Genomic DNA, 26,234 nt, shown 5'->3' with positions numbered 1-26,234 from the left:
AAGCTGCCCGTCTAGAAGCTGCCCGTCTAGAAGCTGCGCGGGAGGCCGAGCACCTGCGTGGCCAGGTAGTTGAGCAGCAGTTCCTCGGTCACCGGCGCCACCTTGCCGATCCGGGCGTCGGTCAGCAGCCTGGCCACCGGGTACTCCAGCGAGTAGGCCATCCCCCCGTGCGTCTGGAAGGCGGCGTCGGCCGCCTCCCAGGCCGCCTGCGACGCGGTCAGCTTGGCGATGTTGGCCTCGGTGCCGCACGGCAACTGCCGGTCGAAGGACCACGCCGCCTTGTAGAGCATCAGCCTGGCCAGCTCGATCTTGGCCTTGACCTGCGCCAGCGGGAAGGCGATGGCCTGGTTGGCGCCGATCGGCCGGCCGAACACCTCACGCTGGCGCGCGTAGTCCACCGCGACCCGCAGCCCCACCTCGGCCCCGCCCAGCGCGCTGGCCGCCAGCAGGATGCGCTCCGGGTTGAGGATGTCCCACAGCACCGCCGCGCCCGCGTCCACCTCGCCCACGACCGCCGAGGCCGGCACCCGAAGGTCGTCCAGGAAGACCATGTTCGACGGCGTGGTGTTGGCGCCCAGCTTCGGGATCGGCTGGTAGCTGAGCTGCCCGGCGGCGACCGCCTCGGGCACGTTGACCAGCAGCACCGTCAGGCCGTTGGTGCGGGGCCTGGCCTCGCCGGCCGGGATGGTCCTGGTGACCAGGAGCATCCAGGTGGCGCGCTGCACGCCGGTGATCCAGATCTTCTGGCCGTTGACCACGAAGTCCGAGCCGTCGCGGCGGGCCTGCGTGGTGATGGCCAGCGAGTTGGAGCCGGCGTCCGGCTCGGTGAGCGCGAAGCAGGTCTCGAGCTCGCCGGTGGCCAGGCGCGGCAGCAGCTCGGCGCGCTGCTCCGCCGTACCGTGCCGGGCCAGCGTGAGCGCGCCGAAACCGGGGGTCAGCACGTAGGTGAAGGCGGAGCCGCCCGCCGCGCCCGAGGCCGCCAGGGCCTCGGTCGCGACGGCCAGTTCCAGCAGGCCCTGGCCGCCGCCGCCGTACTCCTCCGGTACGGCCAGCCCGAGCCAGCCGCCCTTGGCGAGGTCGGCCCAGACCTCCTCCGGCCAGCGCTTGTCACTCTCGCAGCGCTGCCAGTAGTCCAGGTCGTAACGGGCACAGAGCTCGGCTACGCCGCGCTGGACGGCCAGCGCGCTCTCGGGGAGGGTGAAGTCCATGCGCGCATGTTAGAACGATATTCTGGGCCGGCGCGCGTGGAAGACGAAGGCGGGCGGCGGATTGCCCCACACGGTCCGGCCGGCGACGACCTCCTCGAACCGGTTGCCCAGCAGCACCCGGAAGCGCCGGGCCGACGGCAGCGGGATCGCGTGGATGTAGGAGAACGTGGTGAACGCCCCGCCCGGCGTCAGCGCCGCGGTGACCGCGTCCATCAGCTTCTCCTGCACCGTCGTGGGAAAGGCCGCCCACGGCAACCCGCTCACGATCACGTCCGCGTGTCCGAAACCACGCTCGGCCAGCACCTTCGGCAGGTCGGCGGCATCGCCGCAGACCAGGTCGACCCCGGGGAAACGGGACGCCAGGCGGGTGGCCAGCCGCTCGTTCAGCTCCACCGCGAGGTGGTGGCCGCGGCCACCCAGCCTGCGCTGGATCTCGGCCGTGAACGATCCGGTGCCGGGTCCGAGTTCGACCACGACCGGCTCGCCTCGTTCCGGCACCGGCTTGCAGACGGCGTCGGCCAGGCGGGGGGAGCTGGGGGCCAGGGCGCCGATGGTCCCCGGGGATCGGACGAACTCCCCGAAGAAAAGCCCTGCGTCGTTAGCCATGGGGTAGAGCCTAAGCGCGGACTTCTCGGCCTCCGATCTATCTTGCGGGCGATTTTCCGGCCGATAGGAGGAGGACCTCCTCGTCCGAGGGGAGGACGGGCGGCTGCCTCCCTCCCGCTACCGTGGGCGGATGCGCTGGCGGGAACTGCGCCTCGACGTGCCGCTCGGGGTGGCCGGAAGTGGACTCGACCTCATGGTCTCGGCCTGCGACACCGAGGACTCGGTCTCGCTGCTGCGGCTGGCCGGGATGGCCCTGCTCGTCGGCGCGCCCATGGCCCTTGTGCGCCACCGCCCGGTCCCGGTGACGCTCGTCCTGGCGGCGGTGGCCGTCCTCACCGACCAGATGGGCTCCTTCTCCGCGAACACCGCCCAGATCATGCTCTGCCTCGCCACCGGCGTGGTCGCCTACACCCACGGCTGGCGGGTCACCCTGGCGGTGCTGCCGGTCACCGCGGCGGCCACCGCGGTCAACCTGGCCGACCCCGGGCTGGCCCTGACCGCCACCGCCTGGTTCTTCACCGTCGCCATCTCCCTGCTGCCCTGCCTCATCGGCCTCTACCTGCGCCGGCCGGCCCTGCGCGGCGTCCACCTCGACCTCACGGCCGATCTCATGCTGGCCGGGGCCGGCCTGGCCATCTCGGTGCTGAGCACCTGGTCGGACTGGAAGAGCGGCTTCGAGCCGATCTGGGTGAGCGGCCTGTTCGTCGTGCTCGGCGGCGCGGTCCTCGGCCTGGCGCGGCGGCTGCCCGGGCTGGTGTTCCTGCTGGAGGCGGCCATGCTGGTCGTCGGCGACCGGTACTTCCCCGCGGTCAGCGGCACCTTCATGATCCTCATGGGCATCTCGGTCGCCGTCTTCGCCATGCGGGTCGGCTCCTGGGGCTGGACCATCGTCGTCTACCTGGTCAGCTCCGCGGTGGCCGCCTCCCGCTTCGTGAACGCGGTCGCCGACATCACGCCGGTCCGGGTACTGACCCTGGTCAGCCTCACCGTGGTGCCGGTCGCGATCGGCCGCTACCTCGGCGCGCGCCAGGCCGCCGCCGAGGCCGAACGGCTGCGCGCCGCCGAGAGCGTGCGCCTGGCCGCCGCCCAGCTCCGCGCCGACCGGCTGGCCGAGCGCGAACGGCTGGCCCGCGAGGTGCACGACATCGTCGCCCACCACGTCGGCGCGATGGTGCTGCGGGCCGGCGCCGCCCGCTACGCCGCTCCCGAGGGCCCGGCCGCCGAGGCGCTGGCCGACATCCGCGAGACCGGCCACCAGGTCCTGGAGGACCTGCGCGGGCTGCTGGAGGTCCTGCGCGACCCGGAGGCGGAGCCCGAGCTGCTCGCCGACCCCGCCGACGTGCTGCGGGAGTCGGCCGAACGGATGAGCGCCGCCGGGCTCCACGTCGAGCTCGACCTCGATCCCGAGGCGTCCCAGGCGCCGCTCGTCACCCGCGCCTCGGCGGCGCGGATCGTCCAGGAGGGACTCACCAACGTGCTCAAACACGCCGGGCCCGGCACCACCGTGCACGTCCGCGTCGCCGGCGCCGCCGGGGGCGGGCTGGACATCGAGATCGCCAACACCCGCCCGCCCGCGCCCGGGCCGGTGCTGCCCTCCTCCGGCCAGGGCCTGACCGGGATGCGCGAGCGGGCCCGCGCCCTGGGCGGCTCGCTGAGCGCCGGGCCCGACGGCGAGGGCGGCTGGCGCCTGACCGCCCTCCTGCCGGCAGGCCGGTCGTGACCCCTCCCTCTCCCGCCGCACCCCTGGAGATCCCGCTGTGATCCGCGTCCTGATCGCCGACGACCAGGCCCTGGTCCGGGCCGGGGTGCGCATGTTGCTGCAGGCGGCCGGCGACATGGAGGTGGTCGGCGAGGCCAAGGACGGCATGGAGGCGGTCCGCCTGGCCGAGCAGCACCTGCCCGACGTGATCCTGATGGACCTGCGCATGCCCCGCCTCGACGGCCTGGAGGCGGCCCGGCGCATCCTGTCCGCCCGCCCCAGCGCCCGCATCGTGGTGCTCACCACCTTCGCCGAGGACGCCAACGTCTTCGCCGCCCTCCGGCTGGGCGCCCTGGGCTTCCTGGTCAAGGACGACGAGCCCGAACGCATGGTCGACGCCGTGCGCCGCGCCGCCTCCGGCGAGCCGCTCCTGGCCCCCAGCGTGCTGCGCCGCGTCGTCGAGCGCGCGGTCAGCGCGGCGGAGGCCGCCACCCCGCCGGTCCCCGCCAACCTGACCGAACGCGAACTCGACGTGCTGGCCCTGCTCGGCGCCGGCCTGTCCAACGCCGAGATCGCCGAGCGCCTGCACGTCGGCGTCACCACGGTCAAGTCGCACGCCGCCGCCGCCATGGACAAGCTCGGCCTGCGCAACCGCACCCAGGCCGCGGTGCTCGCCTACCGGATGGGCCTGGTCGACTCCCGCTTCCGGCCGGTCGAGCGCCATCCGCCTGCCGGGTGAGTGCCCCTTCCCCCCGCAGGCGGACGACCCGCCACCCGGGTTCTGGGGAGCATGTGGGCCTATCGCCCACCAGGAAGGACTCACCTCCCCATGCAGGACATCTCCTCGACGACGCCCACGGCGACCAGGCCGGTCGCCGCGGGCCTGGTCTACACCCTGCGCGTGCTCATCCTCGTGCACGCCGTCTCGCTGATCGTGGCCGCCGCCATGGCCGGCTCCTCCTTCGCCTACCAGGGCGAGGCGCTCACCTTCGACAACACCGCCACCGAGCCGCACGTCATGGTCGGCATGGTCTCCCACCTGCTCAGCCTGCTGCAGCTCATCGCCGCGATCCTGTACTGGCGGCCGGGCCGCGGCGCCGGCTGGCCGGCCCTGGTGAGCCTGCTCCTGCTGGTCATGAGCATCGGGCAGCACTTCCTGCTGGCCATCGGGATCAACGCGCACCTGCCCAACGGCGTGCTGCTGTTCGGCCTGTCGTTGTGGCTGACCGTGTGGAGCTGGTCGCAGCGGGCGACCGTACGCCACGGGTAGGCTCGACGGCGTGTTCGTGAAGATCTGCGGGCTGCGCGAGCCCGAGCACGTCCGAGCCGCCGTCGAGGCGGGCGCCGACGCGATCGGCTTCGTCATGACGGCCAGTCCGCGCCGCGTCTCCCCGGAGGAGGCCGCCGCCCTGGCGGCGCTCGTCCCGGAGCACGTGCTGACCGTCGGGGTGTTCATGGGCGAGAGCCCCCAGGAGGTACGGCAGGCCGCCGCGATCTCGGGAGTGCGCGGCGTCCAGCTGCACGGCCGGCACCCGCACGCCGACTTCACCGCGCTGAAGGACCTCGGCCTCACCCTGCTGCGGGCCGTACCGTCCGATGCCGACCTGCGCTGCGGCGCCTTCGACGAGGACCTGCTGCTCGTCGACGCCCCCAGGGCCGGCGCGGGTGAGCCCTGGGACTGGGCGGCCGTGCGCGGCCGGCCCTCCGGGCGATGGATCCTGGCCGGCGGCCTCGACCCCGGCAACGTGGCCGCCGCCGTCGAGGCGGCGCGGCCGTGGGGCGTGGACGTCTCCAGCGGCGTCGAGGTGTCGCGCGGCGTCAAGGACGCCGGGCTGATCCGCGCCTTCCTGGACGCCGCCCGCGGCTGAACCCGCCGCTGAGCCCGCGCGCTGGGCCGGCCGCTGAGCCCGCCGCTGAGCCCGCCGCTGGGCCCGCCGCGACTTTGGTCGGTCCCGGCTCCGCCTCGCGGGGGAGACGGCGGCTCGGTCCTCAGCCCGAGGCGAGGCGATCTTCCATCTGAGAAAGTCGGGAATGTCCCGCATCCTCCGGTGGAAGGAAGAGCGATGATCTTACTGAAGGCGGCGGCCGCGTTCCTGGGCGGCGTGCTGCTCGCCGGCGTCGTGGCCGCCCCGGCCGCGGCCGGTCCCGAGCTCGACCGGCGCGCGCTGCGCGAGACCCTCGACGAGGTCCCCAAGGGCGGCATGTACGGCATCTACTCGGCCGTCAGCGCCGGACGGCAGCAGTGGCGCGGCGCGGCCGGGTTCGCCGACCCGTTCGCCGGCCGCCCCATGCGCCCCGGCATGCACCACCGCGTCGGCAGCATCACCAAGTCCTTCACCGCGACCGCGGTGCTCCAGCTCGTGGACCGGGGCCGGCTGGAGCTCGACGCGCCGGTCGAGCGCTACCTGCCCGGCCTGCTGCCCGACGCCCGGATCACCGTGCGGATGCTGCTCAACCACACCAGCCACCTGGGCGACTACGACGAGGCGCTGATCGCGAAGCCCGAGGACCTGGAGACCATGCGCACCCGCTCCTACACCAAGCGGGAGCTGATCGGCCTGGGCCTCGGCCGGGGCAGCACCGGCGTGCCCGGCCAGACGCCCGGCGTCTACTCCAACACCAACTACATCGTCCTGGCGCTGCTGATCACCGAGGTCACCGGGCAGGAGGCCGAGGACGTCATCACCCGCAACGTCATCCGCCGGTCCGGGCTCGGCGACACCTTCTTCCCGCGCACGCCGTACCTGCCCCGCCCGCACGCCAACGCCTACACCTCCTTCGGCGGCTACTGGGACCCGCCGCGCGACTTCACCGTGTTCGACATGTCGTGGGCCTCGACCGCGGGCGCGATCGTCGCCACGATGCCCGACCTCAACCGCTTCTACCGGGCGCTGCTCGGTGGCAAGCTGGTCAGCGCGCAGGCGCTGGCGCAGATGAAGCAGACGGTGCCGGTCCAGCCCGGCGCGGGCATCCCCGACACGATGGCCTACGGCCTGGGCATCTACGCCGTCGACCTGCCCTGCGGCGGCCGGGTCTGGGGCCACGACGGCGGCGTGATCGGCATGGCCACCGTCTCGCTCACCACAGAGGACCTCCAGCGGCAGGCCTCGACCGGGGTCAACCTCACCTGGCACCCCGGCACCGAGGACTCGGCGGCGGCCGAGGGCGTCCACCTGCTGACCGCGCTGTGCGGCACCCCGCCCGCCGCGGCCAAGAGCACCGTCAAGCTGCCCAGAGCGGACGCCCCGATGCCGTCGGCAGGAGGCGCGGCACAGTAGGTTTGAGCACGTGAGTGAGATTCCCGCCGAGGACCGGATCTGGACGATCCCCAACATCCTGAGCTTCCTGCGGTTGCTCGGCGTGCCCGTGTTCCTGTGGCTCGTCCTGGGTCCACGGGCCGACGGGTGGGCGGTCGCCCTGCTCATCGCCGCGGCCGCCACCGACTGGCTCGACGGGAAGATCGCTCGCGCGTTCAACCAGACCAGCAGGCTCGGCCGCATCATCGACCCGGCGGCGGACAAGCTCTACGTCTTCGCCACCGTCGTCGGGCTGGTGCTGCGCGAGGCGATCCCGTGGTGGCTGGCCGCGATCGTCTTCGGCCGCGAGCTGTTCGTGGCCTGCTTCATCCCGGTGCTGCGCAAGTACGGCTACAAGGCCCTCCAGGTGCACTTCCTGGGCAAGGCCGCGATGGCCAACCTGATGTACGCCTTCCCGCTGCTGTTCCTCGCCTCGCACACGGGGGAGTGGTACGCCGACTTCACCCGGATCATCGGCTGGGCCTTCGCCGTCTGGGGCGTGGGGCTGTACTGGTGGGCCGGCGTGCTGTATGTGGTACAGGTGCGGCAGCTCGTAAAAGCCTCGAAGCGGGACAACAGCGGCTCTTCGGGTAGCACTGCCGCTTCCAGCGACACGGGTGGCGCCACGGCGAAGGAGTGATCGGGTGAAGGCGGTCGTCATGGCGGGCGGGGAGGGGACTCGGCTGCGTCCGATGACCGCCAACCAGCCCAAGCCCCTCCTGCCGGTGGTCAACCGCCCGATCATGGAGCACGTGCTCCGGCTGCTCAAACGGCATGGCCTGACCGAGACCGTGGTCACCGTCCAGTTCCTCGCCGCGTTGGTACGTTCCTACTTCGGCGACGGCGACGAGCTGGGCATGACCCTGCACTACGCCACCGAGGACCTGCCGCTCGGCACCGCCGGCAGCGTCAAGAACGCCGCCAGCCGACTGGCCGACGACCGCTTCCTGGTCATCTCCGGCGACGCGCTGACCGACATCGACCTGTCGGACATGATCCGCTTCCACCGGGACAACGGCGCCCTGGTCACCGTCGGGCTGAAGCAGGTGCCCAACCCGCTGGAGTTCGGCATCGTCATCGCCGACGAGGCCGGCCGCATCCAGCGCTTCCTGGAGAAGCCCACCTGGGGCCAGGTCTTCTCCGACACCGTCAACACCGGCATCTACGTCATGGAGCCCGAGGTCCTGGCCGAGGTGCCGGACGGCGTGGCCGCCGACTGGGCCGCCGACGTCTTCCCCCGGCTGCTGGAGCGCGGCGCGCCCGTCTACGGCTACGTCGCCGAGGGCTACTGGGAGGACGTCGGCACCCACGAGAACTACCTCAAGGCCCAGGCCGACGCCCTGTCCGGCCGGGTGCGCCTGGACATCGACGGCTTCGAGCTGTCGCCGGGCGTCTGGGTCGCCGAGACCGCGGCGGTCGACCCCGACGCGGTGCTCAAGGGCCCGCTGCTGATCGGCGACTACGCCAAGGTCGAGGCCGGGGCGGAGTTACGCGAGTACACCGTGCTCGGCGACAACGCCGTCGTGCGCGAGGGCGCCTTCCTGCACCGGGCGGTCGTCCACGACAACGTCTACCTGGGCCCCGGCACCCACTTACGCGGCTGCGTGATCGGCAAGAACACCGACGTGATGACCGGCGCCCGCGTCGAGGAGAACGCCGTCGTCGGCGACGAGTGCGTGATCGGCGCCGAGGCCTACGTCTCCAGCGGCGTCAAGGTCTACCCCTTCAAGACCATCGAGGCCGGGGCCGTGATCAACACCAGCGTCATCTGGGAGTCACGCGGCCAGGCCAGCCTCTTCGGCCGCCGCGGCGTCAGCGGCCTGGTCAACGTGGAGATCACCCCGGAGCTGTGCGTACGGCTGGCCAGCGCCTACGCCACCACCCTGAAGAAGGGCGAGTCGGTCGTCACCTCTCGCGACTCCTCCCGCGCCGCCAGCGCGCTCAAGCGGGCCGTGATCAGCGCCCTGACCGCCAGCGCGATCAACGTCATCGACCTGGAGGCCACCCCGCTGCCGGTGGCCCGCTTCGCCACCTCGCGCAAGCACGCCTCCGGCGGCATAGCCCTGCGCACCACCCCCGGCGACCCGCAGAGCCTCGACATCGTCTTCCACGACGGCCGCGGCGCCGACCTGGCCCCCGCCACCCAGCGCAAGCTGGAGCGCGTCTACTCCCGCCAGGAGTTCAGGCGCGCCTTCCCCGGCGAGATCGCCGAGCTGAGCCACCCGGCCAGGACCATCGAGGACTACGCCCACGAGCTGCTGCGCTGCGTGGACATGAGCGGCGCGGGCGACCTCAAGGTGGTCGTCGACTGCGCGGGCGGCACCGCCTCGCTGGTCATGCCGGTCCTGCTCGGCCGGGTCGGGCTGGAGGTGCTGACCGTCAACGCCCGGCTGGACGAGGCCTCGCCCACCGAGACGCTGGCCGAGCGCCGGCGCGACCTGCAACGGCTGTCGGAGCTGGTCAGCTCCTCGCGGGCGCACTTCGGCGTGCGCTTCGACCCGGTCGGCGAGCGCATCGCGCTGGTGGACGAGAAGGGCCAGTTCATCAGCGAGGAACGCGCCCTGCTGGTCGTGCTGGACCTGGTCGCCGCCGAGCGGCGCACCGGGCGGGTGGCGCTGCCGGTGACCACCACCCGCGTCGCCGAGCAGGTCTGCCGCTTCCACGGCGTGCAGGTCCAGTGGACGCCCACCGCGCTCGACTCGCTGACCGCCGCCGCCCGCCAGAGCGAGATGATCTTCGCGGCGGACGGGCGCGGCGGCTTCGTGGTGCCCGAGTTCGCGCCCACGGTCGACGGGCTGGCCGCCTTCATGCGGCTGCTCGGCCTGGTGGCCAGGACCCGGCTGTCGCTCAGCCAGATCGACGCCCGCATCCCCGAGGCCAAGCTGCTGCGCCGGGCCGTGCCGACGCCGTGGGCGGCCAAGGGCGTCGTCATGCGCTCGGTGATCGAGGCGGCCGAGGGACTGCGCACCGACACCACCGACGGGGTGCGGGTGCTGTCGGCCGACGGCGGCTGGGTGCTGATCCTGCCCTCGGCCACCGAGCCGGTCACCGACCTGTGGGCCGAGGCGGCCGACGTGGACGCCGCACAGGCCCTCCTGGAGCGCTGGGGGCGGGTCGTGGAGGAGGCGTCGGGATCTTGACCCGGCTTTCACCTCGGTGTTGGACCTTGGGGTGCGCTGGGCGGTAACTTTGTCCCCGACCAGACTCAGGAAACGTACGAGCGTGTCGCCAGCGGCTCGTCTTGACCTTTGCGGCGCTACAGCGTAAGTTGCGGCATTCGCAATGTTGACAGCGATACAAGCGAAGGCGCGCCCGGGCACCGAAGCAGCGCCGTCGCGGTAGGAGGCCGAGCCGATCGATGCCGAGCGTCTACTGCACGCAGTGCGGGCACGCCAACCCCGAGGATGCCCGTTTCTGTTCCCGCTGTGGATCACCCCTGACCAGGTCCGAGGTCACGGGGGACACCACATCGACGATCTCCGTCGCGGGAATCGAGGCGTACGAGGCTGAGACCGGGGAGTTCCTCTTCGCCGAGCGGCAGTTGGTCGAGCAGCTCCCGCCGGGCGCCGCGCTGCTGACCGTCGTGCGCGGGCCCAACGCGGGCAGCCGCTTCCGGCTGGACCAGGACCTGACCACCGTCGGCCGGCACCCGGAGAGCACGATCTTCCTCGACGACATCACGGTGTCGCGCCGGCACGTGGAGTTCTACCGCCACCCCGGCGGCCGCTTCACCGTCCGTGACGTGGGCAGCCTCAACGGCACCTACGTCAACCGGGAGCGCATCGAGGAGGTGCCGCTGCACTCGGGGGACGAGGTCCAGATCGGCAAGTTCAGGCTGGTGTTCCTCTCTCGATGAGCGCGCAGGCGGCTCGCTCGCACATGAGCATCGGCGAGGTCCTCGCCCTGCTCAAGTCCGAGTTTCCAGACGTCACCATCTCCAAGATCCGTTTTCTGGAGGGGGAGGGGCTGATCGAGCCGGACCGCAGCCCCTCCGGTTACCGCAAGTTCACCCACTTGCACGTCGAACAGCTCCGCTTCATCCTGCGCGAGCAGCGTGACCACTACCTGCCGCTGCGCGTCATCAAGGACAAGATGCTGGAGGAGCTGTCCCGGCCGCGTGCCGTACCGGACAGCAAGGAGGTACGGCTCAGCCGCGACGAGCTGCTGGAGGCGGCCGGGCTGACCGAGGAGGCGCTGGCGGAGCTGGAGGACTACGGCCTGCTGGCGCCGGTCGCCCGGCGCTACGACGAGGAGGCGCTCCAGATCGCGCGGACGGTCGGGGCGCTGGCCCGTTTCGGTCTGCACGCCCGCCACCTGCGGGCGGTCAAGGCGGCGGCCGAGCGCGAGTGCGGCCTGGTCGAGCAGACCGTGGCCCCGGTGCTGAAGCGGCGCGCCCCCGGAGCGATCGGCGAGGCCCACGAGAACGCCCGCGAGCTGACCGGCCTGCTGCTGGATCTGCACGCGGCCCTGCTGCGCTCCGGCGTCCGGTCGGTGCTGGGCGGCTGAGGCATCGGGCACATTCCGGGCCTTGCGGGTGTTACGTTGGAAGAGCCTGTCGCTCGCTTTTCAGTCGCCATTTCGGATTTCGGAGCAGCCCGTGGTGCAGATGGAAGTAGTGGGCGTTCGCGTTGAAATGCCCACCAATCAGCCGATCGTTCTGCTCAAGGAGGCGAGTGGTGACCGATTCCTGCCTATTTGGATAGGAATGACAGAAGCGCAGGCGATCGCGCTCGCCTCCGCGGAGGAGCCGCCGCCCAGGCCGCTCACCCACGACCTGTTCCGCGACGTGCTCAGCGCCCTCGGCGTCAGCCTGCGCGCGGTCAACATCGTCGCCCTGCGTGACGGCATCTTCTTCGCCGACCTGGTCTTCTCCAACGGCGTCGAGGTCAGCGCCCGCCCGTCCGACTCCATCGCCCTCGCCCTGCGCACCGGAGCGCGCATCTACGCCAGCGAGGAAGTCGTCCAGGAAGCCGGTGTCGTCATCCCCGACGACCAGGAGGACGAGGTGGAGAAGTTCAGGGAGTTCCTTGACCAGATCACGCCCGAGGACTTCGGCCGCGCGGGGTAGCTATATAAGAGCATTTACGCTTCACGACTCGCCGGGGCGGATCGTTGACTGAGCATGGTCACGGTCCTACGGTGCAAGTGAAACCCGCGGTCGCCCGAAGAACCCCCAGATCAGGCCGCGGGATGAGAGAAAGCCGGAGGTCCGCGTGGCGGTCAGCAGCGGCGAGGGAAACAGGGCCGGCCAGGAAGATCCGGCCCGGCGCGAGGACGCGCGCCAGCGTGCCGGTGAACAGGGGCTGCTCTTCGACCAAGAGCCCGCCTCCCAGCCTGGCAACCTCGGCTACCGCGGCCCTACGGCCTGTGCGGCGGCCGGCATCACCTACAGGCAGCTCGACTACTGGGCGCGCACGGGTCTGGTGGAGCCGACGATAAGAGCCGCGCACGGCTCGGGCTCCCAGCGCCTGTACAGCTTCCGCGACATCTTGGTGCTCAAGGTGGTCAAGCGGCTGCTCGACACCGGAGTCTCGCTCCAGCAGATCCGCACGGCCGTGCAGCACCTGCGCGACCGCGGCGTGGCCGACCTGGCCCAGATCACGCTGATGAGCGACGGGGTGAGCGTCTACGAGTGCACCTCCGCCGACGAGGTCATCGACCTGCTCCAGGGCGGTCAGGGCGTGTTCGGCATCGCGCTGGGCCGCGTGTGGCGGGAAGTCGAGGGATCGCTCGCGGAGCTGCCGGGGGAACCCACGGCGGCCGAGGACGGCAACGCCTCGGCCGGCCACCCGGCTGACGAACTCGCACAGCGCCGACGTGCGCGGAGGATTGGCTGAGGGTAATCTGGGCAGCGAAGCTTTCGACCCCGTGCGGGAGAGTCCCCAGCAACTGTGGGGCGCCGAAGGAGCAACCCTCCCCGGAATCTCTCAGGCACCCGGTACCGCTCGGGCGAGGCGACTCTGGAAAGCAGGCGCGCCCGCCAGGCGCGTCTCACCGACGGTGAAAGCTCCCTCGGGAGTGAAGCTCTCAGGTTGCGATGACAGAGGGGGAGACTCGGCACCCGCCTGCGCGCTGTCTCCAGGAGGCACCCTTCATGTCTGAGCTTTTCTCCAGCCGTCACATCGGCCCGTCCGACGCCGAGCAGCAGCGCATGCTGGAGGCCGTGGGCTTCGAGTCCGTCGCGGATCTGGTCGCGGTAGCCGTACCGGAAGCGATCCGGGCCAAGGACGCGCTCAAGCTGCCCGCCGCGGCGAGCGAGATCGAGGTCATCGGCGAACTGCGCGCCCTGGCCGATCGCAACCAGGTCCTGACCAGCATGATCGGCCTGGGCTACTACGACACGGTCACCCCGGCGGTCATCCGCCGCAACCTGCTGGAGAACCCGGGCTGGTACACCGCCTACACGCCCTACCAGCCGGAGATCTCGCAGGGCCGCCTCGAGGCGCTGCTCAACTTCCAGACCGTGGTCTCCGACCTCACCGGCCTCGACGTCGCGGGCGCCTCCCTGCTGGACGAGGGGACGGCCGCCGCCGAGGCGATGACCCTGGCCCGCCGGGCCGGCAAGGCCAAGAGCAACGTCTTCGTGGTCGACAACGACGTGCTGCCGCAGACCAAGGCGGTGCTGGCCACCCGCGCCGAGCCGCTCGGCATCGAGCTGGTCTTCCAGCGCCTCGACCAGGAGCTGCCGGAGTGCTTCGGCGTGCTGGTCCAGTACCCCGGCGCCACCGGCGCCGTGCGTGACTTCCGCGCCGTGGCCGAGCGGGCCCACGAGCTCGGCGCGCAGGTCGTCGCCGCCGCCGACCTGCTGGCCCTGACCCTCATCGCCTCGCCCGGCTCGCTCGGCGCCGACATCGCGATCGGCTCCTCGCAGCGCTTCGGCGTGCCGTTCGGCTTCGGCGGCCCGCACGCCGCCTACATGGCCGTGCGCGAGGGCCTGCAGCGGCAGATGCCCGGCCGCCTGGTGGGCGTCTCGGTCGACACCGACGGCGACCCGGCCTACCGGCTGGCCCTGCAGACCCGCGAGCAGCACATCCGCCGCGAGAAGGCCACCAGCAACATCTGCACCGCGCAGGTGCTCCTGGCCGTCATCGCCGGCATGTACGCCGTCTACCACGGCCCCGAGGGGCTGCGCCGGATCGCCTCGCGCGTGCACGCCCAGGCCGCCGCGATCGGCCACGCACTGTCCGGCGCCGGCGTCCCGGTGACCGAGCACTACTTCGACACCGTCACCGCCTCGGTGCCGGGCAAGGCCGCCGCGGTCGTCGCCGAGGCGCTCTCGCGCGGCGTCAACCTGTGGCAGGTCGACGCCGACCGCGTCACCGTCGCCTGCGACGAGAAGACGGGCCCGGCCGAGGTCGCCAAGGTGCTGGAGTCCTTCTCCGCCGCGCTCGGCCTGCCGATCGAGGCGCCCGCCGCCGGCGAGGAGCTCACCGCGCTGCCCGAGGCGCTGCTGCGCACCGACGACTACCTCACCCACCCGGTCTTCCACACCCACCGCTCCGAGACCTCGATGCTGCGCTACCTGCGCCGGCTCCAGGACAAGGACATCGCGCTCGACCGCTCGATGATCCCGCTGGGCTCGTGCACGATGAAGCTCAACGCCACCACCGAGATGGAGCCGATCACCTGGCCGGAGTTCGCCGGCATCCACCCCTACGCGCCCGAGGAGCAGTCCGAGGGCTACCGGGAGCTGATCGAGACCCTGGAGAGCTGGCTGGCCGAGGTGACCGGCTACGACGCCGTCTCCATCCAGCCCAACGCCGGCTCGCAGGGCGAGTTCGCCGGCCTGCTGGCCATCCGCGCCTACCACCGCGCCAACGGCGACGCCGAGCGCGACGTCTGCCTCATCCCGTCCTCGGCGCACGGCACCAACGCGGCCAGCGCGGTCATGGCCGGCATGCGCGTCGTCGTGGTCGCCTGCGACGACGACGGCAACGTCGACCTGGCCGACCTCGACGCCAAGATCGCCAAGCACGCGGACAAGCTGGCCGCGATCATGGTGACCTACCCGTCCACGCACGGCGTGTACGAGGAGACCATCACCGAGGTCTGCGCCAAGGTCCACGAGGCCGGCGGCCAGGTCTACGTCGACGGCGCCAACCTCAACGCGCTGGTCGGCCTCGCCAAGCCGGGCGAGTTCGGCGCCGACGTGTCCCACCTCAACCTGCACAAGACCTTCTGCATCCCGCACGGCGGCGGCGGCCCCGGCGTCGGCCCGGTCGCCGTCCGCGCCCACCTGGCCGCCTACCTGCCCGGCCACCCGCTGCGCGAGGGCTCGGCGGTCGGTCCCGTCTCCGCCGCGCCGTACGGCTCGGCGGGCATCCTGCCGATCTCCTGGGCCTACGTCCGGATGATGGGCGGCGACGGCCTGCGCGCCGCCACCGAGCAGGCCATCCTGTCGGCCAACTACCTCGCCCGCCGGCTGGCCCCGCACTACCCGGTGCTCTACACCGGCCGGGGCGGGCTGGTCGCCCACGAGTGCATCGTCGACCTGCGGCAGATCACCAAGGAGACCGGCGTCACCGTGGACGACGTGGCCAAGCGCCTCATCGACTACGGCTTCCACGCGCCGACCATGTCCTTCCCGGTGGCCGGCACGCTGATGATCGAGCCGACCGAGAGCGAGAACCTCGCCGAGCTCGACCGCTTCGTGGACGCGATGATCGCCATCCGCCAGGAGATCTCGCGGGTGGCCGACGGCGGCTACGACCGCACCGACAACCCGCTGCGCAACGCCCCGCACACCGCCGAGTCGGTCACCGCCGACGAGTGGACCCACCCGTACTCGCGCAGCGAGGCGGCCTACCCGGTGCGCTCGCTGCGGGAGAACAAGTACTGGGTGCCGGTCCGCCGCATCGACCAGGCCTACGGCGACCGCAACCTGGTGTGCGCCTGCCCGCCGCTGGAGGCCTACGAGGACTGATCCCGCTCGGGTGACGGAGCCCGCTCCGGCCGTTCTCCGGCCGGGGCGGGCTCTCTCGCGTCCGGGCCGGGCTCGGTGAGACCCCGCGCGTCGAGTCGCGCGACGTGATCGCCGGGAATCGTTAGGCTCGGGGGCAGCCTCGTGAAGACGCGAAGGAGTTTCGTTGACCCCCCAGGAGCTCGACGCCTCACCCCTCGACACCGCCCGGCGGCTGGCCGAGGAAGGCGATCTCGGCGGAGCCGCCGCCATCCTCACCGGACTGGCCTCCGACCCCGAGGCGCCCGACCGCGCCCAGGCGGCGGTCGGGCTCGCCGTGGTGCTGGACGAGCAGGGCGATGTCCGGGGCGCGCGCAACGCCGCCCGCTCCGCCCTGGCCACCGGACACCCCGAGTACGCCGCCCAGGCCGCCTGCCACCTCGCCCAGGGCTTCGAGCGCGAAGGGCTCGACGAGCAGGCCCGGGGCGCGTGGCAGGCCGTCCTCGGGCTCGGCACGGCCGCCTACCTGCCCGTGGCGCACCTCGCCCTGGCCCGGCTCGCCGAGAGCGACGAGGAGGCCGAGGCGCACCTGCGCGGGGCCCTGGCGGCCGGTGGGCCGATCAGCGCCGCCCAGCAGCTCGCCGACCTCCTGCTGGCCCGTGGCGAGCCCGAGGAGGCCGTGGCGGTGCTGGAGGAGACGCTGGAGGTGTGCGACGAGGTGGCCGCCGCGCAGGTGCGGGTCCGGCTCGGGATCGCGCACCTCGAACTCGCCTGCGCGCACTTCGCGGTCGCGGTGGAGGAGGGGCGCGACCGGGAGACCGTCTCGCTGGCCATCGAGCTGCTCGCCAGGACGTTGCCGTTGCGGGGGCGGGGGGATGACGCGGAGCAGGTGTGGGCTTACGGGCTGGGGCACGGGGACGCCGAACTGGCCGACCAGGTCCGCCTCCGCCACGACCGTCCCTGACCGCTCCCCGGCCCCGGTTTCGCGCCGGCCCCCGCCCTCTCACGCAGGCCGTCCTGCGGCCACCTTCCCCCGGGGGGCGGTCAGCGGCGGTTGCCGACGGCTACGGCGATGTTGACCACCGCGATGCCGATCCACGCGATCAGCAGCCCGAGCGGCCCCGCGGTCCCCGCCGCGATGGCGGTGAGCGGGATGCCGAGACCCAGCGAGGCGATCGCCACGGTGGTGGTGACCTCCGCCTGGGTCTTGGCGCGCTTCTTGGCCGAGGGCCCGGCGGCCTGGATCTCCGCCTGCACCCGGGCGGCGATGACCTGGTCCAGCCGGTCGGCGAAGGACTCCGCCAGCGCGGTCTCGTATTCCGGTCCGAGATCGCGGCGGGCGTCGAGGGTGGCCCGGTAGTCCCGGCCGATCTCGGAAGGAGTGTCAGACATAGCAGCCAATCTGGCACACCGGCCGGGCGGGCGCATCCCTCCTGAGGGGCAGGCGTCCCTCCTTCCCGGGTCGGTGGTGGGAAGGCGTGCCGTACGGCAGGCGGAGCAGCGGGCTGTGCCACCATGACAGATCATGGAGAGCAGTGCCGCGGGGGGCGGCGGAGACGAGCCCGGGACCGCGGCGAGCGCGGCCGCGAAGGGCCTTGAGGTTCTGGAGTTCGACACCTCGCGCGGCCCGGCCCGGGTGCTGGTCGAGACGCCGGCCGGGCGGGCGCGGCTGCTGCTGGTGCTGACGCACGGCTCGGCCGGGGGAGTGGACGCGCCCGACCTGCTGGCCGTCCGCGACGCCGCGCTGGCCGGCGGGGCCGTGGTGGCGCGGGTGCTGCAGCCGTTCCGGCTGGCCGGGGCACGCGCGCCGGGATCGCCGGACCGGCAGGACGAGGCCTGGGCGGAGATCGTCGCCAGGCTGCGCGAGGAGCGGCCGGACCTGCCGCTGGTACAGGGCGGGCGGAGCAACGGCGCCCGGGTCGCCTGCCGTACCGCTGGAAAGGTGGGGGCGGTGGCCGTGGTGGCCATGGCCTTCCCCCTGCACCCGCCGGGCAGGCCGGAACGTTCCAGGGCGGAGGAGCTCAGGAACACGGGCGTCGACGTGCTGGTGATCAACGGCGACCGGGACCCGTTCGGTGTGCCGGACGCCGCGGACGCCTCGTACCTGGTGGTCCTGCCGGGGGAGGGCCACGATCTGAAGAAGAACCCCGTGAAAGTGGGCGAAGTGGTCGCCGAGTGGATCGCGGGTCACACCCGCTGATCAGCAGGCCGTGACTGGCACGGGCCGGTGCGGGGCGATGACTGCCCCGCTCGGCAACAGTTCACCGGTGTCCTCGAACAGGACGACCCCGTTGCAGAGCAGGCTCCACCCCTGTTCGGGGTGGCAGGCCATGGTGCGCGCGGCCTCACGGTCGCGTGCGTCGGCCGGCGGACAGGCCGGGTCGTGCGGGCACATCGGCGTGCCTCCGAAATCTCGTGAACAATCGGTCCCAGCAAGTGTGCGATGCAGATCACACATTCCGACATAGCCCGTTAGGACGGTTGAAGGAGGAGGTTCGCCGGAAGGGCGTGCGACCTGAGAGACAGAGTGCCCATGTTCCGGCCCTGCTCCAACGCCGACACGCCGGTTTTTCGCGACAGTTCCGGGTGGGGTGCGGGGGTGGTCTTTGTTCGGTGTACGGCGGGCAAAGCCGGAGGGTGTGCGGGGTTATCGGGGGGTCTGGGGGTAGGCGGGCTGGTCTGAGAGGGGAGCGCCCGGAAGGAGAAGGCCGTGAGCCAGCACACCCCTGAACACGAACCGGAGCTCTCGGAGCCGTCGTCGGCTGAGTCCTTGGAGTCGCGAGGCTCTTCGGAGACGCCCGGCTCGCCTGACCCGTCGCTCTCGCCGCCCCGTGGACCGGGATTGCCCGACCCCGACGTGCCCAGTGGTCCGGGGTCGCCGCCCGGCCCCAACGACCCCGCCACCCCGCCTCCCGACACGCCGGACGCTCCGGACACCCCCGGAACGCCGGGCATCCCCGACCCCGGCCTTCCCGACCCCGATGCTCCGGAACCGGGTCTGCCGGATCCGGACGTCCCGGAACCGGGGCTGCCTGACCCTGACCTGCCGGATCCCGATGCGCCCGATCCCGGGCTTCCCGACCCGGACGTTCCCGGGTCGGCCGTGCCAGACGCGGACGGGCTCAACGGGCCCCGTCCCGGGCCGCCCGATCCCGACCGGGCCGTCCTGCCCGACGGCTGGGACGACCTCGGCGCCGGCCGCCCCACCACCGGCTGGGACGACCTGGGCCCGGAAGGCCGGCGAGGCGAGGGCGGCCCGGCCTCCTGACCGCCGCCGGGGTGACGGGCGCTGCTCACCCTGCCCCGGCCCGCTCGCCCCGGCCCGCTCACCCCGGCCCCTCACCCTGCTCACCGGTGGCAGAGGGTGGGGCTGGGTACGGCGGGCGGCGGGTGAGGCGATGGAAAGGGTGGGGTCAGGAGGAAGTGAGGCCGCGGAGGAGGGCGTCCAGGCCCCGTTCGAAGTCGGCGTCGGCGCCGGGGTCGCGGCGAGTCCAGGTGTCGGCCTCGGGGTCGGCCCAGCCGCTGGCCTGCACCTCCACCGCGACACTCCCGAACACGAAGGCGCGGAGCGAGCGGACGGCCTCGGCGGCGTCGGGCAGGCCCAGGTCGGTGAGCTGGTCGATCTGCTCGCGGATGGCCAGCGCGGTGGCGCCCTTGGGCGGCTTGGTGAGGGCCAGGGCCAGGACACCGGGGTGGTCGCGCAGGGCCTCACGGCCGGCCCGGCACCAGGCGCGGGCGGTGTCCTCCCAGGTGGTGCCGCGTTCGACCTGGACGGCGGTGACGTGCTCGGCGAGGGCGTCCATCAGGGCCTCCTTGCCGCGGGGGAGGTGGTGGTAGATCGCCATGGCCTCGACCTCCAGGGCGTCCCCGAGCCGTCGCATGGTGAGCCGGCGCAGGCCCTGGCTGTCAGCGATGTGCAGGGCGGCGTCGATGATGCGTTCCCGGGAGAGCGGGACGGGCGGGCGTTTGGCAGGCATGGAGATCATCCTGCTCGCTGGTGACTTACTTTGTAAAGGCCGCCGCGCCGTACAGAACCACCGGAGGTCCGGTGCGTGGCGCGCGGGGCGGTGGGGCTACGCTTAGCCTCGACAAGCTGACAGAGGGAGCGAAGTTCCGATGGCGTTTTTCCGTCCGCGTGTGAGCCGTGAGGCCGAGGTCCGCTACCTCGCGGACCAGGAGATCTCCAAGAGCCTTCCCGAGCTGCTGGAGAAGGCCCGGCTGGCCGAGCAGCGGGTGCGGGAGCTCCAGGCGGCGCAGGCGTCCGAGGAGGAGCTGCGGGAGGCCGGGCTGGTCCTGGACAAGGCGCTCACCGAGGCGCTGCGGGCGGCCGAGAGCGGGCAGCGCAGCACCTTCGGGGTGCGCAGCTACGACGACCGGATCGCGCGGCGCAAGGCCAAGGCGACGCCCAAGGGCGCCATGTGGACCGCCGAGGTGGACCGGCTGCGCACGCTGCGCGAGCAGAACCGCATGTGGGGGATCCCGCGGGTGCCCGCCGTCCGCTGACCCTTCCTGCCGGAAGCGGTGCGTGCCCTCGCAGGGTGCGGCACCCCGCGCAGGTCGTTTCGCGACACGAAGAAGCCCCGGAACCTGGTGGTTCCGGGGCTTCGCCGCTTCCGCGGACGGGCCCGGAGGCCCTCGCCGGGTGGCCGGTCCGCCGCTCAAGGGGTGACGGGGACCGGCCTGGCCCGGTGCCGCGGAAGAGGGGGCCAGAGTGGTCTGGCTCTTGCTCAGCTCGCCCAGTCCAGCAGCGGGCGGGTGTTGCTCGGGTGGCGCAGCTTGGACAGCGACTCCTTCTCGAGCTGCCGGATCCGCTCCCGGGTGAGCCCCAGGTGCTTGCCGATCTCGTCGAGGGTGTGCGGCTTGCCGTCGATGAGCCCGAAGCGCAGCGCCATGATGCGCGCCTCGCGCTGCGACAGGTTGCCGAGCACGCCCCTGAGCTGGTCGGCCAGCAACTGCCGGTCGACGATCTCGGAGGCCTCGGGCGAGTCGACGTCCTCGATCAGGTCGCCGATGGTGGTCTCGCCGTCCTCGCCGATGGTCGCGTTGAGCGAGATCGGCTGGCGAGCCGTACGCAGCAGCTCCTCGATCTGGTCGGGCGTCTTGTCGAGCTCGACGGCCAGCTCCTCCGGCGTGGGCTCGCGGCCCAGCCGCTGGTGCATGTCCCGCTCGATGCGCGACAGCTTGGAGAGCATCTCCAGCACGTGGACGGGCAGCCGGATGGTGCGGGCGGAGTCGGCGAAGCCACGCTGGATGGCCTGCCGGATCCACCACATGGCGTAGGTGGAGAACTTGAAGCCCTTGGTGTAGTCGAACTTCTCCACCGCCCGGATGAGCCCGAGGTTGCCCTCCTGGACCACGTCGAGGAGCGCCATGCCGCGGTCGGTGTACTTCTTGGCCACCGAGACCACCAGGCGGAGGTTGGCCTCCAGCATGTGGTCCTTGGCGCGGCGGCCGTCCTCGGCCACCCACTCCAGGTCCTCGCGCCGGCGCGGGGTGAGACCGGGCTCCGACTCCAGCTTGTACTCGGCGTACAGGCCGGCCTCGATGCGGCGGGCGAGCTCGACCTCCTCGGCCGCGGTGAGCAGCGTGCGGCGGCCGATCGACTTGAGGTAGGTGTGGACCGAGTCACCCATCACCGACTGGGTGTCGTCCAGGTCGAGCGACTCCTGCTCCAGCTCGACGTCCTCGGCGGAGATCTCCACCGGGCCGTCCTCGTCGGAGGCGGGAGTGGCGGCGGCCGGGGCCGCTTCCGCGGCCTTTTTGGCGATCTTGGGCTTGGTGGCGGTAGTCTTCTTCGCGGTGGCCTTCTTACGGGGCGCGGGGGTCTTCTTGGTCAGGGACGGCTCGTCCTCGGCGGCGAGGCTCACCCCCGACTCGGTCAGCTCACGCAGGATCGACCTGCCCTGAGCGGGGCTGATCCCGGCCTCGGCGAAGGCGTCGCGCAGCTCGGCAAGGGACAGGTGACCCTGGGCTCGCCCTCGGGTGAGGAGCTGGTCGAGCGTCGCGGGTGTCGCGGGCGCGGCGGCTGTGGGCATGAGGACACCTCCTCCTCGCGGAGTGTCGGCAAGTTCTGGCACAGGTTCTGACATCGGGTGGGGCGGCTGTGGCCGCATCAACGCACCAGTACCAATAACGCCGAATTTCGCGTTTTGTTCCCGCCCGTTCCCGGCCGCATGGGAAAAACCCCTGGTGGGGCGGGCAGCGGCCGGAATGGTGGGCTATCTCACTCTGATCCCAGCCGTGTCGTCCGGTCCGTTCAGTCGCCGGAGGGGCGCTGGACCACGGTCGGCATGGGCATGGGCTCCGCGCCCTCCATGCGCTCGCTGCTCCAGAACTGGAGCACGTCGCCCGGGTTCTCGTTGACCTCGTGGGAGACCACGATGTCGGAGGGCTCGGGGGTGGGCGTGCCGGCGGGCTCGGGGGCCTCGGCGGGTCCGCTCGCGGGTTCGGGCATCTTGTTGACCACCGCTCTGGTCTCCTGGCTGACCTTCTCCAACCGGCCCGCCGAGGCGGCGGCCGCGACGTAGAGGCCGCCGGCGACGACGACGCCCACGACCGCCGCGGACACCCACATCTTGCGGGTCTGCTTCATGGAGGATCCTCCTTCGACGCTTGCCTCACTATGACGCATCGCCGTGGCCCCGCGTTCCATGCCGGAGGCTTTCGAGGTCGGTCTTGCCGTTCGGCAGGAGCGGCAGGCGGGGGAGCAGCCGCAGGTCACGGGGTGCGGCGTGCGCGGGGAGACGGTCTTTGGCGAACGCCCGCAAATGGGCGAGGCTCGGCGCGTTCGCCGGCGTGCGAGGCACGACGACGGCCACCACGATCTCGCCCCACTCGGCGTCGGGGCGGCCGACGACGGCGACGTCGGCGACCTCGGGGTGCTGGGCGAGCACGCCGGCGACCTGGGCGGCGACCACCTTCTCGCCGCCGGTGTTGATGACGTCGTCGGCGCGGCCGAGCACCCGCAGCCGGCCGCCGGACAGCTCGCCGAGGTCGGAGGTGGTGAACCAGCCGCCGTCGAAGGCGGGGCCGCCGCGGTAGCCGGCGAAGAGCACCGGGCCGGCCAGCAGGATGCGCCCGTCGGGGCCGATTTTGAGATCTACATTGTCAAGGGGCCGGCCGTCGTACACACAGCCGCCGCTGGTCTCGCTCATGCCGTACGTGGTGACCACCCGGGCGCCGAGCTCACCGGCCCGCTCCAGCAGCGCGGGGGAGGCGGCGGCGCCGCCGAGCAGGATGGTCCGGAAGACCGACAGGTCGGCGCCCCTCTCGACCAGGCGGTGGAGCTGGGTCGGGACGAGTGAGACGTGCGCGGCGCCGGAGGCGAGCACCGCGGCCGGGTCGAAGCGCTCGTGGATGATCGGCTCGGTGCCGCCGAGCAGCGACCTGACCAGCACCTGCAGGCCCGACACGTGCGAGGGCGGCAGGCAGCACAGCCAGCGCTCGCCGGGGGCGGCCTCCAGGCGGCTCAGCGAGGCCGCCGCCGAGGCGCGCAACGCCGTGGCGCTGAGCTGGACGCCCTTGGGGCGGCCGGTGCTGCCGCTGGTGGCGATCACGACCGCGACGCCGGCCGGGACGCCCTCGCCGCCAGCCTGCCGTACGCCCTGCTCGGTCTCCACCTCGGTCGGGCCGAGCGCGGCGAGCGCGCCGGCGGCGTGGGAGGGCGGCAGGGGCAGCACGGCGGGTCCGTCACCGGCCAGAGCGCGCGTGATCGCCTCGAACAGGCGCGGGCCGGGCGGCAGGACCACCGCGCGCAACGCGCGGTCCGGGTGCGCTGACTTCCCCTTCATGTCCGTAAGGTTAGTCATGTGATCGAGCCCGCCAGCCCACCACGCCCCGTGGTCTTCCGCATCCCCATGAGCACCCGTTTCCGCGGCCAGACGGTCCGTGAGGGTGTGCTGATCAGGGGAGCGGCCGGGTGGGGGGAGTTCTCCCCGTTCCCGGAGTACGGGCCGCGCGAGAGCGCCCGCTGGCTGGCCTGCGCGCGTGAGGCCGCCGAGCTGGGCTGGCCCGCGCCGCTGCGCGCGCGGGTGCCGGTCAACGCGACCGTGCCCGCCGTGGGCCCCGAGCGCGCCCACGAGCTGGTACGGCAGGCCGGCTGCGGCACCGCCAAGGTCAAGGTCGCCGAGCGCGGCCAGAGCTTCGCCGAGGACCTGGCCCGCGTCGAGGCGGTGCGCGACGCCCTGGGCCCGGGCGGCCGGCTGCGCGTCGACGCCAACGGCGCCTGGGACGTGGACGAGGCGGTCCGCAACCTCAAGGAGCTCGACCGCTTCGAGCTGGAGTACGCCGAGCAGCCGTGCGCGACGCTGGAGGAGCTGGCGCGCGTGCGCCGGGCGGTGCGGGTGCCGATCGCCGCCGACGAGTCGATCCGCCGCGCCGAGGACCCGCTGAAGGTGCGGGCGGCCGAGGCCGCCGACATCGCCGTGGTGAAGGTGCAGCCGCTGGGCGGGGTGCGCAACGCGCTGCGCGTGGTGGAGGCGTGCGGGCTGCCCGCGGTGGTCTCCAGCGCGGTCGAGACCTCGGTCGGGCTGGCCGCCGGGCTGGCGCTGGCGGCGGCGTTGCCGGAGCTGCCGTACGCGTGCGGGCTGGGCACCATGAGCCTGCTGACCGGCGATGTCACGAAAAATCCCCTTATCCCGGTCGATGGGATGCTTGAGGTGCGCAGCGTGGAGGTCGACCCCGAGCGCCTCGCCGCCGTCGAGATCGACTCCCCGGCCTGGTTGCGCCGCCTGCAGGAGGCTGAGCTGTGAATCCCGCCATCGCGCTGGCCACGGTGCTGATCGACGAGTTCGTCCGCTGCGGCCTGAGCGAGGTCGTGCTCGCCCCCGGCTCCCGCTCGGCCCCCCTCGCCCTGGCCGCCCACGCCGACTCCCGCATCCGGCTGCACGTGCGCATCGACGAGCGCTCGGCCTCCCACCTGGCGCTGGGCCTGGCCCGCCGCTCGGAGAAGCCGGTCGCGCTCATCTGCTCCTCCGGCACCGCGACCGCCAACTTCCACCCCGCGGTGATCGAGGCGAGCGAGTCGGGCGTGCCCCTGCTCGTCCTCACCGCCGACCGCCCGCCCGAACTGCGCGGCACCGGCGCCAACCAGACCATCGACCAGCTCAAGCTGTACGGCACCGCGGCCCGCTGGTTCTTCGAGGTCGGCGTGCCCGAGGAACGTCCCGGCCAGGCCGCCTACTGGCGTTCCCTGGCCTGCCGCGCCTGGCAGCGCGCCTCAGGCCCGGCCGACCCTGGACCGGTCCACCTGAACCTGCCCTTCCGCGAGCCGCTGATCCCCGACGGGGACACCACCTGGTGCGAGTCGCTCGACGGCGACTCCGGCGGCGGCCCCTGGATCCGGGCGCGGGTCGCCCCGCCGCCCGTGGCGCTGCACCTGCCGCCGACCCGCCGGGGCGTGCTGGTGGTCGGCGACGGCGCGGCCAACGTGCGGCGCTACGTCGCCGCCGCGGGCATGGCCGGCTGGCCCGTGATCTCCGAGCCGAACGGCAACGGCCGCTACGGCGACCACGCCGTCTCCACCTACCACTTCCTGCTCGGCTCGCCGGAGTTCGCCGAGGCGCACCGGCCCGACGTGGTCGTCACGCTCGGCCGTCCCGGCCTGTCGCGGCCGCTGCTGTCGTGGCTGCGGCACGCCGAGGAGCACATCGTGGTCGCCACCGACCTGACCCGCTGGCCCGACCCCACCCGGTCGGCGACCCAGGTGGCGCAGGCGGTCGAGATCCCGGTCGCCTCGGGCGACGACGAGTGGCTCAACTCCTGGCGCCGGGCCGACCTCGCGGTCCGCGCGGCGATCGACGGGCTCCTGGACGTGAGCGGCATGAGCGAGCCGCGGCTGGCGCGCGACCTGGTCGAGCTGCTGCCGAACGGGTCGCTGCTGTTCACCGCCTCCTCGATGCCGATCCGCGACCTCGACACCGTCATGCGGCCCCGGCGCGGGCTGCGGGTGCTGGCCAACCGGGGCGCCTCGGGCATCGACGGCATAGTCTCCACCGCGATGGGGGCCGCGCTGGCGCACAACGGGCCCTCCTACGCGCTGGTGGGCGACCTGTCGTTCCTGCACGACCAGAACGGGCTCATCCTCGGACCGCGCGAGCCGCGGCCCGACCTGTGCCTGGTGGTGGTAAACAACGACGGGGGCGGGATCTTCTCGCTGCTGCCGCAGGCGGCGCTGCGTGACCCGTTCGAGCGCGTCTTCGGCACGCCGCACGGGGTGGACCTCGGCTACGTCGCGGCCGCCACCGGCACGCCGTACACGCTGGTGGAGGATCCGTCGGAGGTGGCCAAGGCGATCCGGGGCGAGGGGGTGCGGATCGTGGAGGTCCGCTCCGACCGCGAGCACAACGCCCGCCTGCACGCCGACCTGCGCGAAGCCGCCCAGACGGCGCTGTCACTGACCGGGTGAGCCCCCGGCCGCGGGGTACGGCTCAGCGGTGCTTTTGAGGAAGGTGGGCGACCATCGGCAGGAGCGCCAGCGGGACCAGCGGGAGGAAAGCACGACAACAACCCGGCCAGCGCGGCGCGGC

General features: G+C 72.6%; 26 protein-coding genes and 1 riboswitch. Of the genes, 18 read left to right on the top strand and 8 right to left on the bottom strand.

Features of this window, described 5'->3' with window-relative positions:
• Positions 1-26: 26 nt before the first annotated feature.
• Together AB0I67_RS31755 and AB0I67_RS31750 are read right to left on the bottom strand one after the other, a co-directional pair.
• Entirely contained in the window at positions 27-1,208 is a 1,182-nt protein-coding gene (locus AB0I67_RS31755) for an acyl-CoA dehydrogenase family protein (protein WP_357930971.1), read from the bottom strand.
• A 9-nt stretch (positions 1,209-1,217) separates the two neighbouring features.
• Positions 1,218-1,814, bottom strand: coding sequence for a methyltransferase domain-containing protein (locus tag AB0I67_RS31750; protein WP_357930968.1), 597 nt, complete (start codon positions 1,812-1,814; stop codon positions 1,218-1,220).
• 130 nt (positions 1,815-1,944) lie between these two features.
• Between AB0I67_RS31750 and AB0I67_RS31745 the strand changes: the two genes are divergently transcribed.
• From AB0I67_RS31745 to AB0I67_RS31685, 13 genes are all read left to right on the top strand, one after another.
• Complete coding sequence (locus AB0I67_RS31745; protein ID WP_357930965.1) at positions 1,945-3,534, top strand: histidine kinase; 1,590 nt, start codon at positions 1,945-1,947, stop codon at positions 3,532-3,534.
• 37 nt (positions 3,535-3,571) lie between these two features.
• Positions 3,572-4,252 (top strand): response regulator transcription factor, encoded by a 681-nt coding sequence (locus AB0I67_RS31740; RefSeq protein ID WP_357930962.1) that lies wholly within the window; start codon positions 3,572-3,574, stop codon positions 4,250-4,252.
• Positions 4,253-4,342: 90 nt separating this feature from the next.
• Complete coding sequence (locus tag AB0I67_RS31735) at positions 4,343-4,783, top strand: hypothetical protein (RefSeq protein ID WP_357930959.1); 441 nt, start codon at positions 4,343-4,345, stop codon at positions 4,781-4,783.
• 10 nt (positions 4,784-4,793) lie between these two features.
• Positions 4,794-5,381 carry a phosphoribosylanthranilate isomerase gene (locus AB0I67_RS31730; protein WP_357930956.1) on the top strand — a complete coding sequence of 196 codons (588 nt, stop codon included), beginning with the start codon at positions 4,794-4,796 and terminating at the stop codon, positions 5,379-5,381.
• 195 nt (positions 5,382-5,576) lie between these two features.
• A complete protein-coding gene (locus tag AB0I67_RS31725; RefSeq protein WP_357930953.1) occupies positions 5,577-6,791 on the top strand; it encodes a serine hydrolase domain-containing protein in 1,215 nt (404 codons plus the stop codon).
• Between the two features lie 10 nt (positions 6,792-6,801).
• A complete protein-coding gene (locus AB0I67_RS31720; RefSeq protein WP_357930950.1) occupies positions 6,802-7,449 on the top strand; it encodes a CDP-alcohol phosphatidyltransferase family protein in 648 nt (215 codons plus the stop codon).
• Positions 7,450-7,453: 4 nt separating this feature from the next.
• The gene (locus AB0I67_RS31715) at positions 7,454-9,949 is read left to right on the top strand and encodes a mannose-1-phosphate guanyltransferase (protein ID WP_357930947.1); all 2,496 of its coding nucleotides are present in this window, start codon (positions 7,454-7,456) and stop codon (positions 9,947-9,949) included.
• A 218-nt stretch (positions 9,950-10,167) separates the two neighbouring features.
• Positions 10,168-10,665, top strand: coding sequence for an FHA domain-containing protein (locus AB0I67_RS31710; RefSeq protein WP_357930945.1), 498 nt, complete (start codon positions 10,168-10,170; stop codon positions 10,663-10,665).
• Complete coding sequence (locus AB0I67_RS31705; protein ID WP_357930943.1) at positions 10,662-11,315, top strand: MerR family transcriptional regulator; 654 nt, start codon at positions 10,662-10,664, stop codon at positions 11,313-11,315. The genes AB0I67_RS31710 and AB0I67_RS31705 overlap by 4 nt, the downstream gene beginning before the upstream one ends.
• A 91-nt stretch (positions 11,316-11,406) precedes the next feature.
• Positions 11,407-11,877 (top strand): bifunctional nuclease family protein, encoded by a 471-nt coding sequence (locus AB0I67_RS31700; protein ID WP_357931256.1) that lies wholly within the window; start codon positions 11,407-11,409, stop codon positions 11,875-11,877.
• Between the two features lie 145 nt (positions 11,878-12,022).
• Positions 12,023-12,646 (top strand): MerR family transcriptional regulator, encoded by a 624-nt coding sequence (locus tag AB0I67_RS31695; protein ID WP_357930940.1) that lies wholly within the window; start codon positions 12,023-12,025, stop codon positions 12,644-12,646.
• Positions 12,647-12,670: 24 nt separating this feature from the next.
• Positions 12,671-12,763: riboswitch (glycine riboswitch) on the top strand.
• A gap of 140 nt (positions 12,764-12,903) precedes the next feature.
• Positions 12,904-15,732: an aminomethyl-transferring glycine dehydrogenase gene (gene gcvP, locus AB0I67_RS31690; protein ID WP_357930937.1), complete on the top strand. Its 2,829-nt coding sequence runs from the start codon at positions 12,904-12,906 to the stop codon at positions 15,730-15,732.
• A 163-nt stretch (positions 15,733-15,895) separates the two neighbouring features.
• Entirely contained in the window at positions 15,896-16,672 is a 777-nt protein-coding gene (locus AB0I67_RS31685) for a hypothetical protein (protein WP_357930934.1), read from the top strand.
• Positions 16,673-16,752: 80 nt separating this feature from the next.
• Here the strand turns inward: AB0I67_RS31685 and AB0I67_RS31680 are convergent, their stop codons facing one another.
• On the bottom strand, positions 16,753-17,100 hold the full coding sequence (locus tag AB0I67_RS31680; RefSeq protein WP_357930931.1) for a hypothetical protein: 348 nt from the start codon (positions 17,098-17,100) through the stop codon (positions 16,753-16,755).
• Positions 17,101-17,233: 133 nt separating this feature from the next.
• Between AB0I67_RS31680 and AB0I67_RS31675 the strand changes: the two genes are divergently transcribed.
• On the top strand, positions 17,234-17,908 hold the full coding sequence (locus AB0I67_RS31675; protein ID WP_357930928.1) for an alpha/beta family hydrolase: 675 nt from the start codon (positions 17,234-17,236) through the stop codon (positions 17,906-17,908).
• On the opposite strand, the gene AB0I67_RS31670 is transcribed toward AB0I67_RS31675, so the two are convergent.
• Positions 17,909-18,103 (bottom strand): DUF5999 family protein, encoded by a 195-nt coding sequence (locus AB0I67_RS31670; protein WP_357930925.1) that lies wholly within the window; start codon positions 18,101-18,103, stop codon positions 17,909-17,911.
• Positions 18,104-18,550: 447 nt separating this feature from the next.
• Here AB0I67_RS31670 and AB0I67_RS31665 point away from each other — a divergent pair, with 447 nt between their 5' ends.
• Positions 18,551-18,976, top strand: coding sequence for a hypothetical protein (locus tag AB0I67_RS31665; RefSeq protein WP_357930922.1), 426 nt, complete (start codon positions 18,551-18,553; stop codon positions 18,974-18,976).
• A gap of 145 nt (positions 18,977-19,121) precedes the next feature.
• On the opposite strand, the gene AB0I67_RS31660 is transcribed toward AB0I67_RS31665, so the two are convergent.
• Positions 19,122-19,685 (bottom strand): TetR/AcrR family transcriptional regulator C-terminal domain-containing protein, encoded by a 564-nt coding sequence (locus AB0I67_RS31660; RefSeq protein ID WP_357930919.1) that lies wholly within the window; start codon positions 19,683-19,685, stop codon positions 19,122-19,124.
• A 160-nt stretch (positions 19,686-19,845) separates the two neighbouring features.
• Between AB0I67_RS31660 and AB0I67_RS31655 the strand changes: the two genes are divergently transcribed.
• Positions 19,846-20,211 carry a hypothetical protein gene (locus AB0I67_RS31655; RefSeq protein ID WP_357930916.1) on the top strand — a complete coding sequence of 122 codons (366 nt, stop codon included), beginning with the start codon at positions 19,846-19,848 and terminating at the stop codon, positions 20,209-20,211.
• A 224-nt stretch (positions 20,212-20,435) separates the two neighbouring features.
• Here AB0I67_RS31655 and AB0I67_RS31650 read toward each other — a convergent pair whose 3' ends face one another.
• From AB0I67_RS31650 to AB0I67_RS31640, 3 genes are all read right to left on the bottom strand, one after another.
• Positions 20,436-21,743 carry a sigma-70 family RNA polymerase sigma factor gene (locus AB0I67_RS31650; protein WP_357930914.1) on the bottom strand — a complete coding sequence of 436 codons (1,308 nt, stop codon included), beginning with the start codon at positions 21,741-21,743 and terminating at the stop codon, positions 20,436-20,438.
• A 221-nt stretch (positions 21,744-21,964) separates the two neighbouring features.
• Positions 21,965-22,300, bottom strand: a complete 336-nt coding sequence (locus AB0I67_RS31645; RefSeq protein ID WP_357930911.1) for a hypothetical protein — start codon at positions 22,298-22,300, stop codon at positions 21,965-21,967.
• A 28-nt stretch (positions 22,301-22,328) separates the two neighbouring features.
• Positions 22,329-23,498: an AMP-binding protein gene (locus tag AB0I67_RS31640; RefSeq protein ID WP_357930909.1), complete on the bottom strand. Its 1,170-nt coding sequence runs from the start codon at positions 23,496-23,498 to the stop codon at positions 22,329-22,331.
• Positions 23,499-23,516: 18 nt separating this feature from the next.
• Here AB0I67_RS31640 and AB0I67_RS31635 point away from each other — a divergent pair, with 18 nt between their 5' ends.
• Together AB0I67_RS31635 and menD are read left to right on the top strand one after the other, a co-directional pair.
• Entirely contained in the window at positions 23,517-24,458 is a 942-nt protein-coding gene (locus AB0I67_RS31635; RefSeq protein ID WP_357930907.1) for an o-succinylbenzoate synthase, read from the top strand.
• Positions 24,455-26,113 (top strand): 2-succinyl-5-enolpyruvyl-6-hydroxy-3-cyclohexene-1-carboxylic-acid synthase, encoded by a 1,659-nt coding sequence (menD, locus tag AB0I67_RS31630; RefSeq protein WP_357930905.1) that lies wholly within the window; start codon positions 24,455-24,457, stop codon positions 26,111-26,113. The genes AB0I67_RS31635 and menD overlap by 4 nt, the downstream gene beginning before the upstream one ends.
• The last annotated feature ends 121 nt before the right edge of the window (positions 26,114-26,234 follow it).

The organism is Nonomuraea sp. NPDC050310, assembly GCF_040655795.1.
Lineage (GTDB): Bacteria > Actinomycetota > Actinomycetes > Streptosporangiales > Streptosporangiaceae > Nonomuraea.
This window is presented reverse-complemented; position numbering and strand designations above follow the sequence as displayed.

Excerpts from the sequence above, each read along its gene's own strand:
- AB0I67_RS31755 (WP_357930971.1), bottom strand. The coding sequence starts at position 1,208 with ATGGACTTCACCCTCCCCGAGAGCGCGCTGGCCGTCCAGCGCGGCGTA.
- AB0I67_RS31750 (WP_357930968.1), bottom strand. The coding sequence starts at position 1,814 with ATGGCTAACGACGCAGGGCTTTTCTTCGGGGAGTTCGTCCGATCCCCG.
- AB0I67_RS31745 (WP_357930965.1), top strand. The coding sequence starts at position 1,945 with ATGCGCTGGCGGGAACTGCGCCTCGACGTGCCGCTCGGGGTGGCCGGA.
- AB0I67_RS31735 (WP_357930959.1), top strand. The coding sequence starts at position 4,343 with ATGCAGGACATCTCCTCGACGACGCCCACGGCGACCAGGCCGGTCGCC.
- AB0I67_RS31725 (WP_357930953.1), top strand. The coding sequence starts at position 5,577 with ATGATCTTACTGAAGGCGGCGGCCGCGTTCCTGGGCGGCGTGCTGCTC.
- AB0I67_RS31710 (WP_357930945.1), top strand. The coding sequence starts at position 10,168 with ATGCCGAGCGTCTACTGCACGCAGTGCGGGCACGCCAACCCCGAGGAT.
- AB0I67_RS31705 (WP_357930943.1), top strand. The coding sequence starts at position 10,662 with ATGAGCGCGCAGGCGGCTCGCTCGCACATGAGCATCGGCGAGGTCCTC.
- gcvP (WP_357930937.1), top strand. The coding sequence starts at position 12,904 with ATGTCTGAGCTTTTCTCCAGCCGTCACATCGGCCCGTCCGACGCCGAG.
- AB0I67_RS31680 (WP_357930931.1), bottom strand. The coding sequence starts at position 17,100 with ATGTCTGACACTCCTTCCGAGATCGGCCGGGACTACCGGGCCACCCTC.
- AB0I67_RS31675 (WP_357930928.1), top strand. The coding sequence starts at position 17,234 with ATGGAGAGCAGTGCCGCGGGGGGCGGCGGAGACGAGCCCGGGACCGCG.
- AB0I67_RS31670 (WP_357930925.1), bottom strand. The coding sequence starts at position 18,103 with ATGTGCCCGCACGACCCGGCCTGTCCGCCGGCCGACGCACGCGACCGT.
- AB0I67_RS31660 (WP_357930919.1), bottom strand. The coding sequence starts at position 19,685 with ATGCCTGCCAAACGCCCGCCCGTCCCGCTCTCCCGGGAACGCATCATC.
- AB0I67_RS31650 (WP_357930914.1), bottom strand. The coding sequence starts at position 21,743 with ATGCCCACAGCCGCCGCGCCCGCGACACCCGCGACGCTCGACCAGCTC.
- AB0I67_RS31645 (WP_357930911.1), bottom strand. The coding sequence starts at position 22,300 with ATGAAGCAGACCCGCAAGATGTGGGTGTCCGCGGCGGTCGTGGGCGTC.
- AB0I67_RS31640 (WP_357930909.1), bottom strand. The coding sequence starts at position 23,498 with ATGAAGGGGAAGTCAGCGCACCCGGACCGCGCGTTGCGCGCGGTGGTC.